This is a genomic window from Halomonas sp. E19 (assembly GCF_052439355.1).
GTDB lineage: Bacteria > Pseudomonadota > Gammaproteobacteria > Pseudomonadales > Halomonadaceae > Halomonas.
This window is the reverse complement of sequence record NZ_JBNFWU010000001.1, coordinates 2,817,113-2,831,417: the sequence shown is the minus strand read 5'-3', so window position 1 is coordinate 2,831,417 and position 14,305 is coordinate 2,817,113. Positions and strand designations below refer to the sequence as shown.

Here is a 14,305-nt window from a genome sequence, read left to right as displayed (position 1 = left end):
GATGAACCGTCGGATCGCCGCGCCCGGCACATCATCGAGCAGTGTTCCCGCGCCCGCGGGGATGAACCGTCAGCGAAGCGGGCGGCGGTCACCGGCTCCATGTGTTCCCCGCGCCCGCGGGGATGAACCGCTGGCTTCGTACTGCTCCAGGATGGCGAGGTCGTGTTCCCGCGCCCGCGGGGATGAACCGCGCCCGGGCGCAGCAACAGGCATGGGGCGAACGTGTTCCCCGCGCCCGCGGGGATGAACCGCGTAACGGCTCGTTACCGAGCCTGCGCACTACGTGTTCCCCGCGCCCGCGGGGATGAACCGCGGGTTGTCGTCGTCATGGGCGCAGCATGGCGGTGTTCCCCGCGCCCGCGGGGATGAACCGGCCATCCTCGAGAGTCACCACGACCATGGCGAGTGTTCCCCGCGCCCGCGGGGATGAACCGTCGGCGCAGGACTTGCCATGGGCGCCTTCGGCGTGTTCCTCGCGCCCGCGGGGATGAACCGCTTCTTGGCTGCCGCGATGAGGGCGGCGGCCAGTGTTCCCCGCGCCCGCGGGGATGAACCGGCCAACCCCGAGCTTGCCGGCACCATCGCCAAGTGTTCCCGCGCCCGCGGGGATGAACCGGCGCATGTCGGCTACGATCACGCCTACTATCCGTGTTCCCCGCGCCCGCGGGGATGAACCGTGCTGGGTCGCAACCCCGGTGTTCGCTTGGCGGTGTTCCCCGCGCCCGCGGGGATGAACCGTCGTCGCTGAACTCCTCCCAGCGCGGATCCTCGTGTTCCCCGCGCCCGCGGGGATGAACCGCTCTTGCCAGCGATCGACAAGGCGCGCCGTGAGTGTTCCCCGCGCCCGCGGGGATGAACCGCCGTCCAGCAGCAGAGCCTGCAGGAGCCGGAGGTGTTCCCCGCGCCCGCGGGGATGAACCGCCTGGGGCAGCGGCTGCAGCAGGAGCGGTCACGTGTTCCCGCGCCCGCGGGGATGAACCGAAAACAGAACCCTACATCAGTTTGATCGCGGGGTGTTCCCCGCGCCCGCGGGGATGAACCGCCACCGCGCTTGACCTCAGCACGCGCATCGCCGTGTTCCCGCGCCCGCGGGGATGAACCGCACGAGAAGCGCGCCATGCCCGAGAAATACCTGTGTTCCCCGCGCCCGCGGGGATGAACCGCCCGTCACCGGCGACGACCAGCAGCGCAGCATGTGTTCCCCGCGCCCGCGGGGATGAACCGGCATACCTGGAGCTGGCGGGCGAGGCCTTGGAGTGTTCCCCGCGCCCGCGGGGATGAACCGGTCAGCGGCTCGAACTTCTACTGGCTGGGCGAGTGTTCCCGCGCCCGCGGGGATGAACCGTCGTTGATCACGACCTCGGTGGAGTAGCGATCGTGTTCCCCGCGCCCGCGGGGATGAACCGGTTCTCGACATTCCCGGCGACGCGACGAAAAAGTGTTCCCCGCGCCCGCGGGGATGAACCGGTCGCAGGTGTCCGCGTGCCAGCCGTGCTCCTGTGTTCCCCGCGCCCGCGGGGATGAACCGGCAATGACCCAGTGGCCGTTGACTAGGAAATAGTGTTCCCCGCGCCCGCGGGGATGAACCGTGGATCAAGGGCATGATTTTCGGTTAATCCGCCGTGTTCCCCGCGCCCGCGGGGATGAACCGTCTTCGGCCTGGTTCAGGAAGCGGGCGCGGTCGTGTTCCCGCGCCCGCGGGGATGAACCGCCGCCACCCTTGTGCTGGTAGTCGTCGCCAGCGTGTTCCCCGCGCCCGCGGGGATGAACCGCGCTGTAAATAAGAAAAACCACCCTTCCATGTGTGTTCCCGCGCCCGCGGGGATGAACCGTTAGATAGAACGATCACAGCCTGCCCCCCATTGTGTTCCCCGCGCCCGCGGGGATGAACCGACACAAAACGTTACATTAATGTGAAAATCACCGTGTTCCCCGCGCCCGCGGGGATGAACCGGAGATTTTCCATGTATCAGGTTACCTCTAGGTGTGTTCCCCGCGCCCGCGGGGATGAACCGGCGCCGCCTGGTCGGTGTTGCGGATCTCCATCGTGTTCCCCGCGCCCGCGGGGATGAACCGCCGAGCGGGTTGATAGAGGACATGGGCGAGAAGTGTTCCCCGCGCCCGCGGGGATGAACCGGAATTTAAGCCCGAATCTTTAGATTTGCCCGAGTGTTCCCGCGCCCGCGGGGATGAACCGTCTTTTCTCTAGGCCAGGAGATGGGTACCACTGTGTTCCCCGCGCCCGCGGGGATGAACCGTCTTTTCTCTAGGCCAGGAGATGGGTACCACTGTGTTCCCCGCGCCCGCGGGGATGAACCGCGCTCGGCACGCTGCCGACAGCGCTGCTCGACGTGTTCCCCGCGCCCGCGGGGATGAACCGCGGCTTGCGGGCACTGCCAATACCAGAGCCGAGTGTTCCCCGCGCCCGCGGGGATGAACCGGCGAGCACCGCGGTACCGCCGTCCCAGCCGTAGTGTTCCCCGCGCCCGCGGGGATGAACCGGATGGAATTATCCCCAGGGCGGGAAGAGGGAAGTGTTCCCCGCGCCCGCGGGGATGAACCGCGAGGTCTCGGGGTTGGCCTCGGGGTCGAGCCGTGTTCCCCGCGCCCGCGGGGATGAACCGAACAGCGGCTCGCCGGTGTTACGCTTTACTATGTGTTCCCCGCGCCCGCGGGGATGAACCGGCGTCGGGGCCACGCTTCTCGAGGTCCTCGAGGTGTTCCCCGCGCCCGCGGGGATGAACCGGCAATCGTCGGCACGCCGCGCCCGACGCCGTCGTGTTCCCGCGCCCGCGGGGATGAACCAGTCGAACTCGTCGTCGGCGCCCAGGTCGTCGAAGTGTTCCCCGCGCCCGCGGGGATGAACCGGCTCGCATCAAGGGTCTCCTCCCGGGCGGCTGGTGTTCCCCGCGCCCGCGGGGATGAACCGACCGGTTACACCGCCCTGGGCAGACTCGCAACGTGTTCCCCGCGCCCGCGGGGATGAACCGCGCATCAACAGTCGCCTACCTCCATGATACGGGTGTTCCCGCGCCCGCGGGGATGAACCGCAGGGAGCAGCACAGGCTATGGATGGCCTACTCGTGTTCCCCGCGCCCGCGGGGATGAACCGGAATATTCATCACGCCATGGCGAAAATTCGCTGTGTTCCCGCGCCCGCGGGGATGAACCGTACCTGTAACGGAGCCACCATGCTCGATCACTGTGTTCCCCGCGCCCGCGGGGATGAACCGTTTCATACCAAAACGGTTGAACTGGAGTGCACGTGTTCCCCGCGCCCGCGGGGATGAACCGGCGTCGGAGTCGATCTCCAGACATGGAACAATGTGTTCCCCGCGCCCGCGGGGATGAACCGGTAAGATGACCCCTTTATAGAAGGAGACTAGCGTGTTCCCCGCGCCCGCGGGGATGAACCGACGAGCGCGATTGGCGGGCAGACCGACTTCACGTGTTCCCGCGCCCGCGGGGATGAACCGGTAACGCCGCCCGCTGCTATTGCATCACACTGGTGTTCCCCGCGCCCGCGGGGATGAACCGCCTCCGGCCATCGAATTCCGGTCCGGCGTCTGGTGTTCCCCGCGCCCGCGGGGATGAACCGCGGTTAGTCGAGGAGCCCGGCGTCGGAAAAATGTGTTCCCCGCGCCCGCGGGGATGAGCCGAACATCTCGATCCCCGAAGACGGCTCGCGACTGTGTTCCCCGCGCCCGCGGGGATGAACCGCAAAACCAGCAGCGCCAGCCAGTCCAGCGACCGTGTTCCCGCGCCCGCGGGGATGAACCGGGCTGTCCAGCCAGGATGAGCTCCTCGACAACGTGTTCCCCGCGCCCGCGGGGATGAACCGTTGCCCGCGACCTCGCCGCCACCGGAGTTCACGTGTTCCCCGCGCCCGCGGGGATGAACCGACGCTCAACCCGGCGCGTAGCGCCGAGATCCAGTGTTCCCCGCGCCCGCGGGGGTGAACCGACACGCTCCGACACACCTAACGAGCTGATAGTGTGTTCCCCGCGCCCGCGGGGATGAAACGAGCAGGCTTAGTTTGGCTGGCCACTTGCTTCTCCACCCCACCCCTTGGTCTGGGTCGGAAGTTAGGGCGCTAAACCTTATAGTGCAAGCCGAGAGTATCGCTGCTGCTGGCGGAGATCTGGCATGGTCATGTCGTTCTACCTTTCCCTCGCTACCGGGTGTTGTTGGCCGGGGTGTTCAGTCAGATCCTATGCATTGGTGTGGCGCGTTTCGCCTACACCCTGCTGCTGCCGCTGATGCAGCAGCAAACCTGGCTGAGCGATGCCCAGGGCGGCTGGCTGGCTGCCCTCAACTATGCCGGCTACATGCTCGGCGCGCTGGCCGCGGCCTCGATCCACAGTATCCGGCTGAAGGACACCCTGTACCGCCTCACCCTGGTGCTGGCGCTGCTCTCCACGGCAGGCATGGCGCTGGCCGACAGTTTCTGGCTGTGGGCAGCCATGCGCTTTGTGGCTGGCTTCTCTAGCAGCGGCGGCATGCTGCTTGCCTCCGGGCTAATCCTCCACTGGCTGATCAGCCATCGGCAGCGGGGCGAACTCGGCATCCACTTCGCCGGGGTGGGCCTGGGCATGCTGCTGGCAGCCCTGGCGGTGGAGCTGATGCTGCGCGCTTCGCTCGACTGGCAGGCGCAGTGGTGGGGCTTTGCCGCCCTGGCCGTGCTGCTGCTGGTGCCCGCCTGGGGCTGGCTGCCGCGGCCTGCCGAGCCGGTCGCGGGCAGCGGTGGTGGGGCCCGCCAAGCCGAGCCGCCCAGCCGTACCTTCATGCGGCTGATGCTGGCCGCCTATTTCTGTGCCGGTTACGGCTATGTGATCAGCGCCACCTTTATCGTCGCCATCGTCGAGCGCGAGCCGCTGCTGGCGGGTGCCGGTAACTGGACCTTCGCCCTGGTGGGGCTGGCGGCGGCGCCCGCGGTGATGCTGTGGGACCTGGTCGCGCGCTGGATCGGCTACCTCGGTGCGTTGATCGCCGCGATGGGCCTGCAGGTGGTGGGAATCGTGCTGCCGGCGGTCACCGACAGCCTGGCGGGCGTGCTGGCAAGCGCGGTGCTCTACGGCGGTACCTTCCTGGGCTGCGTGAGCCTGGTGCTGACCATGGCCGGCCGGCTCTATCCGCAGAGCCCGGCGCGCATGATGGGGCGCATGACGCTGGCCTATGGTGCCGCCCAGATCATCGCCCCGGCGCTTACCGGCATGCTTGCCGAAGCCACCGGTCATTACGATACCGGCCTGGGGCTGGCGGGTGGCTTCGTTGCCCTGGGAGCGCTGCTGCTGATCTGGCTGCGCCGGGTGGACCAGACCGCCCAGCGGCTGGATGCCGAGGCGAAGGTGGCGCCAACGGGTTGATGCCCGGACGGGTTGATGGCGGGCGCCACTTTCGCTGTGTCACCCGCCCTTAGTTGCCAAATTCCTCTGTGTCGATCTCGGCCTGCAGCGCTTCGCTGTAGCGTGCGCCTGCCACCTGCTCCGGCGTCAGCAGGGCGTTCAGCCGGGCGAGGGCCGCCGGTTCCAGGCGCAGCGGTGCAGCGGCCAGGTTCTCTTGCATGTGGGCAACGGAGCGGGAACCAGGAATGGGGATCACATCGTCGCCCTGGGCCAGCAGCCAGGCCAGAGCGAGCTGGCCGGTGGTCAGCTCCTGTTCATGGGCGATGGCTTGCAGGGCTTCGAGCTGGCGCAGGTTGTGCGGCAGGTTCTCGGGGCTGAAGCGCGGCATGCCGCGGCGCACGTCGCCCTCCACCAGGCTTGCGGGGTCGGTCACTGCACCGGCCAGGAAGCCGCGGCCCAGCGGGCTGAATGCGACAAGCGCGGTGTCGGCTTCGCGGCAGGCGTTGAGCAGGGCGATCTCGGGGTTACGGGTCCACAGTGAATATTCCGACTGCACGGCGGCAATGGGGTACTCGCTGCGGGCACGGCGCAGGGTGGCGGCAGAGATCTCCGAGAGCCCGATGGCGCGCACCTTGCCTTCCTCGACCAGGCGCCCTAGTGCGCCGACGCTCTCTTCGATGGGCACTTGGCGGTCCAGGCGGTGCAGGTAGTAGAGGTCGAGATGATCGGTGCGCAGGCGTGCCAGGCTGGCTTCGCACTGGCGGCGCAGGGTCTCGGGACGGCCATCGATCACCTTCTTGCCCTGTTCTGGGTCCATGGCCATGCCGCACTTGCTGGCCAGCACGAGTTCGTTGCGCTTGCGGGCCAGGGCCTTGCCGACCACTTGCTCATTGGCGGTGCCACCGTAGAGGGTGGCGGTATCGAAATGGCGATAGCCCATGTCGAAGGCGGCGTCGAGCGCGCGCAGAGCTTCGGCCTCGGGCAGCGGGTTGCCGTAGCCGTGGGAGAGGTTCATGCAGCCCAGGCCAACGGTAGGCGAGGCCACTTCTTTGAGGCGATTGAAGAAGAACGACATGCGGGCTCCGGCACAGGGGGAGTCTTTATCATGCCGAGCCGGTCGCGGGGCTGGCAAGCCGGGCCAAGATTTGGCGCTGATGCCACTTGGTAGGCGAACACGGCGACTCCCCAGGGTGGGCCGGGGAGTCGTCGGTGGGTTACTGCATCAGCGTCTTGATGCGGTCGAGGTACTCGCGGCCGTTCTCGCGCACGCGTTCCTGCTCCTGGCCTTCGGCGCCGGCATTGACTTCCTGCACGTGGTCGCGCATCACGTCGAGCTCTTCGTCGATCTTGGCCAGGGCATTCTCGATGGTTTCGGTGAGCTGCTGGATAATGGCCATGTCTTCATTGGTCAGCTCCTGCTTGCGCAGCAGCACATCCAGCAGGTCATTGCGAAGCTCAAGGGCGTCAACCGCTTGCTTGAGCGTGTCGATGGATTGTCCCTCTGCCTCTTCTAGCTGCTCGATGAGACGATCGTCGTCCCTCGGTTCCTCTTCGGCGTGGGCGATACCGAGCGTTAACAAGGCAGCAAGGCATGTCGCAAGAAGCATTTTCATCGCTAGGCTCTCCTTGGCATTTCATGGGTACTTCTCAAGCTAGTTGAAATTCATACGGTTACAAGCGCTTTCATGGTGACGAATCGCAGCGAGCCCATCACGACGCCGGGTGCGATTGCGGTATCCTGTCGAGATGACGACTCAGAGGGTTTTCCCATGGCAGATTCCACGTCTTTTCAGCGCGCAATGGCCGAACTCGACGCCCTGCATGCCGCCGACCCGCGGCGTGTCGAAGTGGAAGGCGCAAGCCTGCCGCATGAGTTGTGGCACGCGGGCCGCATGAGCGCCTGGCTGGCCAGGGTGGTAGAGGCGCCGAGCGAGCTGGTGCAACTGGCGGTGCGTTCACAGCACCTGCAGCGCTGGGAGGTGCCGCGCCACGACTATCCTGAAGGGCGCGTCGGCTACCTGACCTGGCGGCGCGACCAGGGCCGGCGGGCGGGCGAAACCACGGCGCGGGTCATGCAGGAGGCCGGCTATTCGGCCGAGGAGGCGGCCGAGGTGGCCGGCATGATCCGCAAGCAGGGGCTGGGCCGCGACCCGGGCGCCCAGGCGGTGGAGGACTGCGCTTGCCTAGTGTTCCTCGAACACTACTTTGCCGATTTTTCCCGCCAGGTGGAGCGCGACCACCTGGTGCGCATCGTGCAGAAGACCTGGGGCAAGATGTCGCCCCGTGCGCGGGAGCTGGCGCTGACGCTGCCCATGAGCGATGAAGCGCGGGCCGTGGTAGAAGACGCCCTGGCAGGGTAGCGCCCGGCGGGCCTGTCCGACCCTGCCTCGCCTAGCGCAGGGGGCAGGGACAGGGACAGGGATGGAATAGGGGCAAGAGTAAGGGCAAGAGTAAGGGCAAGAGGAATCAGGGCACCAGGGTCTGAGCGGCTTCCAGGTAGGCGGCGCCGTAGGTCTGCACGCGCTCGAAGTCGCCGGTTTCCGAGCCCTGATGCACTTCCTCCAAGGTGAAGGCCATGGCTTCCACTTCTTCCTGAATTTTCTCCAGCGCGTTTTCCAGGGTGTAGGTCAGTTCGTGGACGGTGCCAAGGTCCTGCAGGCTCAGCTCGTCCTGAGCCAGCAGCTGTGCCAGCTGCTGGTTGTAGCTGGAAAAGTTGGCGACCGCCTGGCTCAGGGTATCGGCAGGCTCACCCTTGAAGTGGGCGGTGTCGGCGTGGGCGGTGGCAAGCAGTAGGCCAGACAGCAGGGTGGGCAGCAGGGCTTTCATTAGGCGGGCTCCTTTCTTGAGAATGATAAGCGTTAGCTGGTATAGCACCTGCCCACGACGGCGACAAGATCGCAAGTTAACGAGAATGAGTTTTCTTTCTATGCATTGACAGGGATCACGGCGGCAGCTAGATTTCGATAGATAATGATAATTGTTATCATTAAAGAATCGAGACGGAGGTCGCCATGCCTTACAGCATCAACACCACCCTCAGGGGCGCCAATCCCAGCCTGCAGATCTGCGATGCCTCGTCCGGTTCGGTGCGGCTGGCGTGGGAGTATCCGCGCCACGACCCGAGCCTGCCCGCCGACGAGGCGGCGCTGCTGCAGCTGCGCCGTGAAGAGGCCATCCATGATCTGTTCCGGCGCCTGTTCTTGCTGACCACCGAGCAGTACCTCAAGGGCGAACTGCAGGAGCCGGCGCTCCCTTCTTCCGCCGCGCGCCGTTCAGGCCAGCTGTAGCGTCTGGGTGTGAGTGGTTTCACAGGGTTTGCCGTGGCGCAGGGCCAGGCGGCGCTCATGCAGCGCCATCACCACGCTGAACAGGGTTTCCATGCGCTCCTCGGCGGGCTGGTCGGGGTTGAAGTGCCGGCAGATCGCCAGCGGGGCGTGGTGGTGATCGCTGAGGATCTCGAACAGGGCCGCCTCTTCGAGCGGTTCCTGCAACGGGGTGTGTTCGGCCAGCAAGGCATCGAGCCGTGCCAGGCGCGGCCGTGAATCGGGACGCGGGAAGTCCTGCACCGGGCAGGCCACCTCGGCGGCATAGAGGTGGTTGGTATGGCTGACCGCGCCCTGCCGCGGTGCGATTCGTCCGGGTTCGCCGGGCTGTACTTCCAGGCCCATGGCTTCGCCGTCGGCGCTTGCCAGCAGGAAATGCGCGGGCGAGCAGACCCGGTCGTGGGTTGCCACCGCCAGCGCGCTGGGTAGGTCGGGGCTTTCCAGAATCTTGCGCAGCGCGACGTGGATCGGCAGGCCCTCGCCACAGGTCCGTGAGCGAATAGCGTTGAGGCATACGCCGATCCCGGCGGCATTAAGGCCGATCTTTGCGACCATGCCGGCCTCGCCCACGCTGACCAGCTCGGGAGCTCCTCTCCCTGGATGTGCAGCACCACCACGTTGTCGAGCTGGTCGGCGCGCCAGTCCCAGTTCTGGGCCAGCCACTGCTGCCCCTGGCCTTGCAGCGCAAAGGCCGAGCAGCCGCCGCTGGCCTGGGTCAGGGCGATCTCGCTGCGGCAGTTCAGCACCAGGATGTCGAGAAACTCGACCCCGGCGCCGCGGGCGATGCCCTCCATCTCGTCGAGAATGGCGGGAAAGCCCTTCTCGATCATGCCCTGGAAGGGTTCGGCCTGGCGCCGCGCCGCCGCCCAGGACAGGCCCACGAAGTCATGGAACAAGCGTGAATAGACCCCCAGGCTGCGGTGAATGAGCGGCCGATGCTGGCGACCGTGGGCTTCGCCGATCTGCTGCCGGCTGCCGGCAAGCCGGGTGACGCTGAGTGGAGAGGGCTGGGTCATGACGGTTCCTCGGTCTGGAGCATATGCAGCAAGCCTCGGCCAGGGAGGCGCATTTCGGCAAGGGGCGTGCACTCGGCAGCGTTGAAAGCCTTGGCCTTCCGAGCGGCGGCTTTTCCATGATGATCAATACGTTGGCGAAGCAACGGCGGATAGATCGTTAGTATGGGGGGCTTGTGTTTTGGCGGCGAGGCTTCCAGATTGAGCAGGTGGCCTTTCATCAGTGACCCGACGTGATTTACCCCAAGTATTCAGCAGAGTGAGAAGAACAACCATGAAGAAAAGCGTTTTGGCGATGGCAGTTGCGGCGTCCAGCGTGGCGTTCGCCGGCGCGGCGCAGGCGGAAGTGAAGGTCGGCTTCATTGGCGGCTTCACCGGTCCGATCGAAAGCCTGACTCCGCCGATTTTTGATGGTGCCCGCCTGGCGGTGCAGCAGATCAATGAGCAGGGCGGTCTCCTTGGCGGGCAGACGCTAGTCATGCCCAGCGCCGATACCACCTGCAGCGATGCCTCAGCGGCGTCCAACGCGGCCGACCGCATGGTCAATACGGAGAACGTCACCGCCATCGTCGGCGCGCTGTGCACCGGCGCTACCGTGGCGGCCGCCAACAGTGCCGCCATTCCCGGTGGCGTGGTGATGGTGTCGCCGGCCTCCACCGCGCCTGCGGTGACCGAGCTTGACGACAATGACCTGGTGTTCCGTACCGTGCCGTCGGATTCCTATCAGGGCGAGATCCTGGCCAAGCTGATGCTCGACAAGGGCTTCGACGAGGTGGCCGTCACCTTCGTCAACAACGACTACGGCCGCGGTCTGTCGGATGCCTTCAGCGCTGCCTTCGAAGAGGGCGGTGGTACGGTAGCCGAGAACCTGGCCCACGAAGACGGCCGCGCCGACTATCGCTCCGAGCTGGGCTCGCTCTCCTCCAGCGGCGCCGAGACCCTGGTGGTGCTCGCCTACGCCGACGGCTCGGGCCAGACCATTCTGCGCCAGGCCTACGAGAGCGGAATGTTCACCCAGTTCGCCGGAGCCGACGGCATGGTTGGCGACCGCCTGGTGGAAGCCGTTGGGGCGGACGCCCTGGCTGGCATGATCGCCACGCGTCCGGGCAGCCCGGAACTGCCCGGCACCGAGATCTTCACCCAGGCCGCGCAGGAGGCCGGCTTCGACCCCAGTGCGGTGTTCGCCGCCCAGGCCTACGATGCCGCCTTCCTGCTGGCGCTGGCCATCGAGCAGAACGGCAGCGCCGCACGCGAGGGGCTCTCCGAGGCGCTGCGCAGCGTATCGTCGGCGCCGGGTGAAGTGATCCTGCCGGGGAGTGGGAGAAGGCCGTGGCGCTGATCGCCGAAGGCACCGAGATCAACTACGAGGGCGCCTCGGGTAGCCACGAGTTCGACGAGAACGGCGACGTGCCGGGCGTAGTGGTGGAGATGGTGGTCGAGGACGGCGCCTTCGTCAGCAAGGGCCTGGTCGACCTCTAAGCACTGACGCAACGAGCACAAGAAGAGAGGCCCCGGCGGGATTCCCGCCGGGGCCTCGGTCTTTCTAGTGGTTGGCGCCGGGTCTAGTCATGATGCTTGACCTTTTCCGGCAACAACCCATTCGGTGCAAAGCGCAGCACCAGGGTAATCAGCAGGCCGATCACGAACACCCGCGCCTGCAGCGCGCGGCTCTCCAGCCCGCTTGGCGGCTCCCAGCCGAACCAGCCTTCGCCGATGAATACCGCTCCCTGCATCACGAATAGCGCCAGCGGCTCGGACATCAGCCAGATGATATACACCGCCACCGCGCCGAAGATGGTGCCCAGGTTGTTGCCGGGGCCGCCCAGGATCACCATCACCAGCACCAGGAAGGTGTGATTCAGCGGCAGGTAGCCGTTGGGGTCGAAGATGCTGTTGAACGAGGCCAGCGCGCCGCCGCCGATGCCCATCAGGATGCAGCCCAGCACGAAGATCTCCAGGCGGCGCTTGTTGATGTCCTTGCCCATCGCCGCGGCGGAAACCTCGTTGTCGCGGATGGCGCGGATCATGCGGCCCCAGGGGGCGTGATAGGCGCGGTGCAGCAGGAAGAAGATCACCGCGATCATGACCGCCGTGACCGAGAGGTAGAGCGCCCGGGCCAGGGTGAAGCCCAGCTCGCTGGGGCCGGGCGTGGGCCACGGCAGCGGCGACACCGTGGCGGTACCGCGGGTGAGCCAGTCGGAGTTCTTGAGGAATGCCTTGATGATCTCGGCGATGCCCAGGGTGGCGATGGCCAGGTAGTCGCTGCGCAGCCCCAGGCAGATATGCCCGATGAAGTAGCCGACGGCGCCGGCCAGCGCGCCGCCGACGATCCAGCCGGTCCAGGCGGGCAGGCCAAAGCCGCCGATGAAGCCGGCGCGGGACTGGATCTCGCTGGTCACGTCGCGCAGCATGCTGATCACCACCAGGTAGAGCACCACGGCCAGCACCACGGCGATCAGGGTGCGCAGTGTTTTCGGCACGCCCAGCCTGTCGAGCCGGGTGGCGCCGAATACCAGCATGGCCGCCGCCGCGCCATACAGCAGCACGCGGCCCAGCTCGCCGGGTAGCTCGGTGCCCCAGAAGGCGTCGTTGACCGGCACGCTGAAGAGCATGGCGGAGAAGCCGCCCAGCGCCACGAAGCCCATCACGCCGGCGTTGAACTGGCCGGCATAGCCCCACTGGATGGTCAGGCCCAGGGCCAGGATGGCGTAGCAGGAGGCTTCCACCAGCATGCGCGTGCTGTAGGCCGTGCCCATCATCAGGTAGATGACGAGGATCACCGCCAGCAGGGCGCCGAACAGGACGATTTCTCGCAGCGGGAAACGGGAGGGGGCCGCAACGGTGTCTTCGCGGCGCTCGATACGTGGCGTGTTCATCAGATCACCTTCCCCTTGAAGATGCCGGTGGGGCGCCATACCAGGATCGCCACCAGGATGAAGAAGGGCACCACGATCTTGTACTCGGTGCCGACGAAGGCGAGGTTGCGCGGGATCTCGAGCCACGCCGGAAGCAGGTGCTGGATGGGCCGCAGCAGCACCGCCCAGTTAAACACCGCTAGGGTCTCGGCGAAGCCCACCACGAAGCCGCCGGCAATGGCGCCGTAGGGGTGGCCCACGCCGCCGACGATGGCCGCGGCAAAGATCGGCAGCAGCAGGAAGAAGCTGAGGTCAGGCTTGAAGGTCACGTCGAGCGACAGCAGCGTGCCGGCGATGGCGGCCAGGCCCCCGGCGATCACCCAGGTCACCGTGACGATGTAGTTGGTGTTGATGCCCGAGGCCCGCGCCAGGTCGGGGTTGTCGGACATGGCGCGCATCGCCTTGCCCAGCCGCGAGCGGTTGAGGAACAGGTGCAGCCCCACCACGCAGGCGACGGTCAGGATGAACAGGATGATCTGCGGTTCGGTAATGATGATCGGCCGGGTGGCCAGCTCGAACGGCACGTCGAGGCGGTAGATCGTCTTGCGCTCACCGGCCAGGTAGAGGTTCTGGGCGCTGGTGCCGGCGAACAGGCGAATCAGCCCCTGCAGCATCAGGGTCACGCCCAGCGAACCGATGACGATGACGATGGGCTTGACGCCGTGGGCGCGCAGCGGCTTGTAGAACACCTTGTCGATGCCCACCGCGAGCAGGGCGGTAAGGACCATGGCCAGAGGCAGCATGACCACCGGCGTGGGCAGCCCCACCGCACCGCCCACGCCGGGGAAGGCCAGCGTCAGCAGCAGCACCATGAAGGCGCCGAAGGTCATCATGTCGGCATGGGCGAAGTGGGCGAAGCGCATGATGCTGAAGATCAGCGTCACGCCGATGGCGCCGATGGCGTAGATCGAGCCGGTCACGCTGCCGGCGATGATCACGTTGTTGATGAAGAAGACCAGTTCGTTCACGACTCACTCTCCAGTACGGCTCCGGGCTCAACCGCCCAGGAAGCTCTTGGCCACGTCCGGGTCGGCGAGCAGGGCGGCGCCGGTGTCGGTGAAGCGGTTCTTGCCGGCGGCCAGCACGAAGCCCTTGTCGGCGATCGCCAGGGCCTGCTTGGCGTTCTGCTCGACCATGAGGATGCCGACGCCGGCGGCGTTGATCTCCTTCACCCGCTCGAAGATCTCGTTCATGTAGAGCGGCGAGAGGCCGGCGGTGGGCTCGTCGAGCAGCAGCAGCTCGGGCTCGGCCATCAGCGCGCGGCCCATGGCGACCATCTGGCGCTGGCCGCCGGAGAGCTCGCCGGCGGGCTGGTGGCGCTTGTCGTAGAGCGGCGGGAAGAACTCGTAGACCTTCTTCAGCATGCGCTTGACGTTGCCCGGCTTGAGGAAGGCGCCCATCTCCAGGTTCTCCTTCACCGAGAGGCTGGGAAAGACGTTCTTCTCCTGGGGCACGAAGCCCATGCCCTTCTGCACCAGCTTGTTGGGCGGCAGGTTGTGGATCGGCTCGCCGCGCAGCAGGATCTCGCCCTGGCTGACGGTGAGCAGGCCGAACACGGCCTTGAGCATGGTGGATTTGCCGGCGCCGTTGGGGCCGACGATCACGCCGATCTCGTCGGCCTCGATGGTCATGTTCACCCCGTTGAGGATGTTCATGCCGCCATAGCCGCCGTGCACATCGCGTGCTTCGAGTAGTGGCATCTTGGGTTC

The 14,305-nt window shown here is 66.5% G+C and carries 11 protein-coding genes and 2 pseudogenes; 5 read left to right on the top strand and 8 right to left on the bottom strand.

Annotated elements, in window-relative coordinates; genetic code table 11:
* The first annotated feature begins 487 nt into the window (after window positions 1-487).
* A complete protein-coding gene (locus ACUDAL_RS14760) occupies window positions 488-673 on the top strand; it encodes a hypothetical protein (RefSeq protein ID WP_444678645.1) in 186 nt (61 codons plus the stop codon).
* Between the two features lie 3,466 nt (window positions 674-4,139).
* Window positions 4,140-5,366 carry a YbfB/YjiJ family MFS transporter gene (locus tag ACUDAL_RS14755; protein WP_444679397.1) on the top strand — a complete coding sequence of 409 codons (1,227 nt, stop codon included), beginning with the start codon at window positions 4,140-4,142 and terminating at the stop codon, window positions 5,364-5,366.
* Between the two features lie 49 nt (window positions 5,367-5,415).
* On the opposite strand, the gene ACUDAL_RS14750 is transcribed toward ACUDAL_RS14755, so the two are convergent.
* Together ACUDAL_RS14750 and ACUDAL_RS14745 are read right to left on the bottom strand one after the other, a co-directional pair.
* Window positions 5,416-6,420 (bottom strand): aldo/keto reductase, encoded by a 1,005-nt coding sequence (locus tag ACUDAL_RS14750; RefSeq protein WP_444678644.1) that lies wholly within the window; start codon window positions 6,418-6,420, stop codon window positions 5,416-5,418.
* A 139-nt stretch (window positions 6,421-6,559) separates the two neighbouring features.
* Window positions 6,560-6,958, bottom strand: coding sequence for a DUF6746 family protein (locus tag ACUDAL_RS14745; RefSeq protein ID WP_444678643.1), 399 nt, complete (start codon window positions 6,956-6,958; stop codon window positions 6,560-6,562).
* A gap of 156 nt (window positions 6,959-7,114) precedes the next feature.
* Here ACUDAL_RS14745 and ACUDAL_RS14740 point away from each other — a divergent pair, with 156 nt between their 5' ends.
* Window positions 7,115-7,705, top strand: a complete 591-nt coding sequence (locus ACUDAL_RS14740) for a DUF4202 domain-containing protein (RefSeq protein ID WP_444678642.1) — start codon at window positions 7,115-7,117, stop codon at window positions 7,703-7,705.
* Window positions 7,706-7,811: 106 nt separating this feature from the next.
* Here ACUDAL_RS14740 and ACUDAL_RS14735 read toward each other — a convergent pair whose 3' ends face one another.
* Window positions 7,812-8,171, bottom strand: coding sequence for a DUF6746 family protein (locus ACUDAL_RS14735; protein WP_444678641.1), 360 nt, complete (start codon window positions 8,169-8,171; stop codon window positions 7,812-7,814).
* A gap of 185 nt (window positions 8,172-8,356) precedes the next feature.
* Here ACUDAL_RS14735 and ACUDAL_RS14730 point away from each other — a divergent pair, with 185 nt between their 5' ends.
* The gene (locus ACUDAL_RS14730) at window positions 8,357-8,632 is read left to right on the top strand and encodes a hypothetical protein (RefSeq protein ID WP_444678640.1); all 276 of its coding nucleotides are present in this window, start codon (window positions 8,357-8,359) and stop codon (window positions 8,630-8,632) included.
* Here ACUDAL_RS14730 and ACUDAL_RS14725 read toward each other — a convergent pair.
* Both ACUDAL_RS14725 and ACUDAL_RS14720 read right to left on the bottom strand, forming a co-directional pair.
* Window positions 8,618-9,684, bottom strand: a pseudogene (locus ACUDAL_RS14725) (C45 family autoproteolytic acyltransferase/hydolase). The gene ACUDAL_RS14730 and the pseudogene ACUDAL_RS14725 overlap by 15 nt on opposite strands.
* Window positions 9,681-9,902, bottom strand: coding sequence for a hypothetical protein (locus ACUDAL_RS14720; protein ID WP_444678639.1), 222 nt, complete (start codon window positions 9,900-9,902; stop codon window positions 9,681-9,683). Before ACUDAL_RS14720 ends, ACUDAL_RS14725 begins: the two are co-directional and overlap by 4 nt.
* Before the next feature lie 53 nt (window positions 9,903-9,955).
* Between ACUDAL_RS14720 and ACUDAL_RS14715 the strand changes: the two are divergent.
* Window positions 9,956-11,160 (top strand): annotated as a pseudogene (locus ACUDAL_RS14715) (ABC transporter substrate-binding protein).
* Window positions 11,161-11,243: 83 nt separating this feature from the next.
* Here ACUDAL_RS14715 and ACUDAL_RS14710 read toward each other — a convergent pair.
* Genes ACUDAL_RS14710 through ACUDAL_RS14700 form a run of 3 tightly spaced genes read right to left on the bottom strand, consistent with a single transcriptional unit; the run spans window position 11,244 to window position 14,296 of the window.
* Window positions 11,244-12,557 (bottom strand): branched-chain amino acid ABC transporter permease, encoded by a 1,314-nt coding sequence (locus tag ACUDAL_RS14710; RefSeq protein WP_444678638.1) that lies wholly within the window; start codon window positions 12,555-12,557, stop codon window positions 11,244-11,246.
* On the bottom strand, window positions 12,557-13,564 hold the full coding sequence (locus ACUDAL_RS14705; protein WP_444678637.1) for a branched-chain amino acid ABC transporter permease: 1,008 nt from the start codon (window positions 13,562-13,564) through the stop codon (window positions 12,557-12,559). The genes ACUDAL_RS14710 and ACUDAL_RS14705 overlap by 1 nt, the downstream gene beginning before the upstream one ends.
* Before the next feature lie 27 nt (window positions 13,565-13,591).
* A complete protein-coding gene (locus tag ACUDAL_RS14700; RefSeq protein WP_444678636.1) occupies window positions 13,592-14,296 on the bottom strand; it encodes an ABC transporter ATP-binding protein in 705 nt (234 codons plus the stop codon).
* Between the last annotated feature and the right edge of the window lie 9 nt (window positions 14,297-14,305).

Bases quoted from the DNA above. Each gene is read 5' to 3' on its own strand.
- ACUDAL_RS14760 (WP_444678645.1), top strand. From the start codon at position 488: ATGAACCGCTTCTTGGCTGCCGCGATGAGGGCGGCGGCCAGTGTTCCC.
- ACUDAL_RS14750 (WP_444678644.1), bottom strand. From the start codon at position 6,420: ATGTCGTTCTTCTTCAATCGCCTCAAAGAAGTGGCCTCGCCTACCGTT.
- ACUDAL_RS14745 (WP_444678643.1), bottom strand. From the start codon at position 6,958: ATGAAAATGCTTCTTGCGACATGCCTTGCTGCCTTGTTAACGCTCGGT.
- ACUDAL_RS14740 (WP_444678642.1), top strand. From the start codon at position 7,115: ATGGCAGATTCCACGTCTTTTCAGCGCGCAATGGCCGAACTCGACGCC.
- ACUDAL_RS14735 (WP_444678641.1), bottom strand. From the start codon at position 8,171: ATGAAAGCCCTGCTGCCCACCCTGCTGTCTGGCCTACTGCTTGCCACC.
- ACUDAL_RS14730 (WP_444678640.1), top strand. From the start codon at position 8,357: ATGCCTTACAGCATCAACACCACCCTCAGGGGCGCCAATCCCAGCCTG.
- ACUDAL_RS14720 (WP_444678639.1), bottom strand. From the start codon at position 9,902: ATGAAAGGCCACCTGCTCAATCTGGAAGCCTCGCCGCCAAAACACAAG.
- ACUDAL_RS14710 (WP_444678638.1), bottom strand. From the start codon at position 12,557: ATGAACACGCCACGTATCGAGCGCCGCGAAGACACCGTTGCGGCCCCC.
- ACUDAL_RS14700 (WP_444678636.1), bottom strand. From the start codon at position 14,296: ATGCCACTACTCGAAGCACGCGATGTGCACGGCGGCTATGGCGGCATG.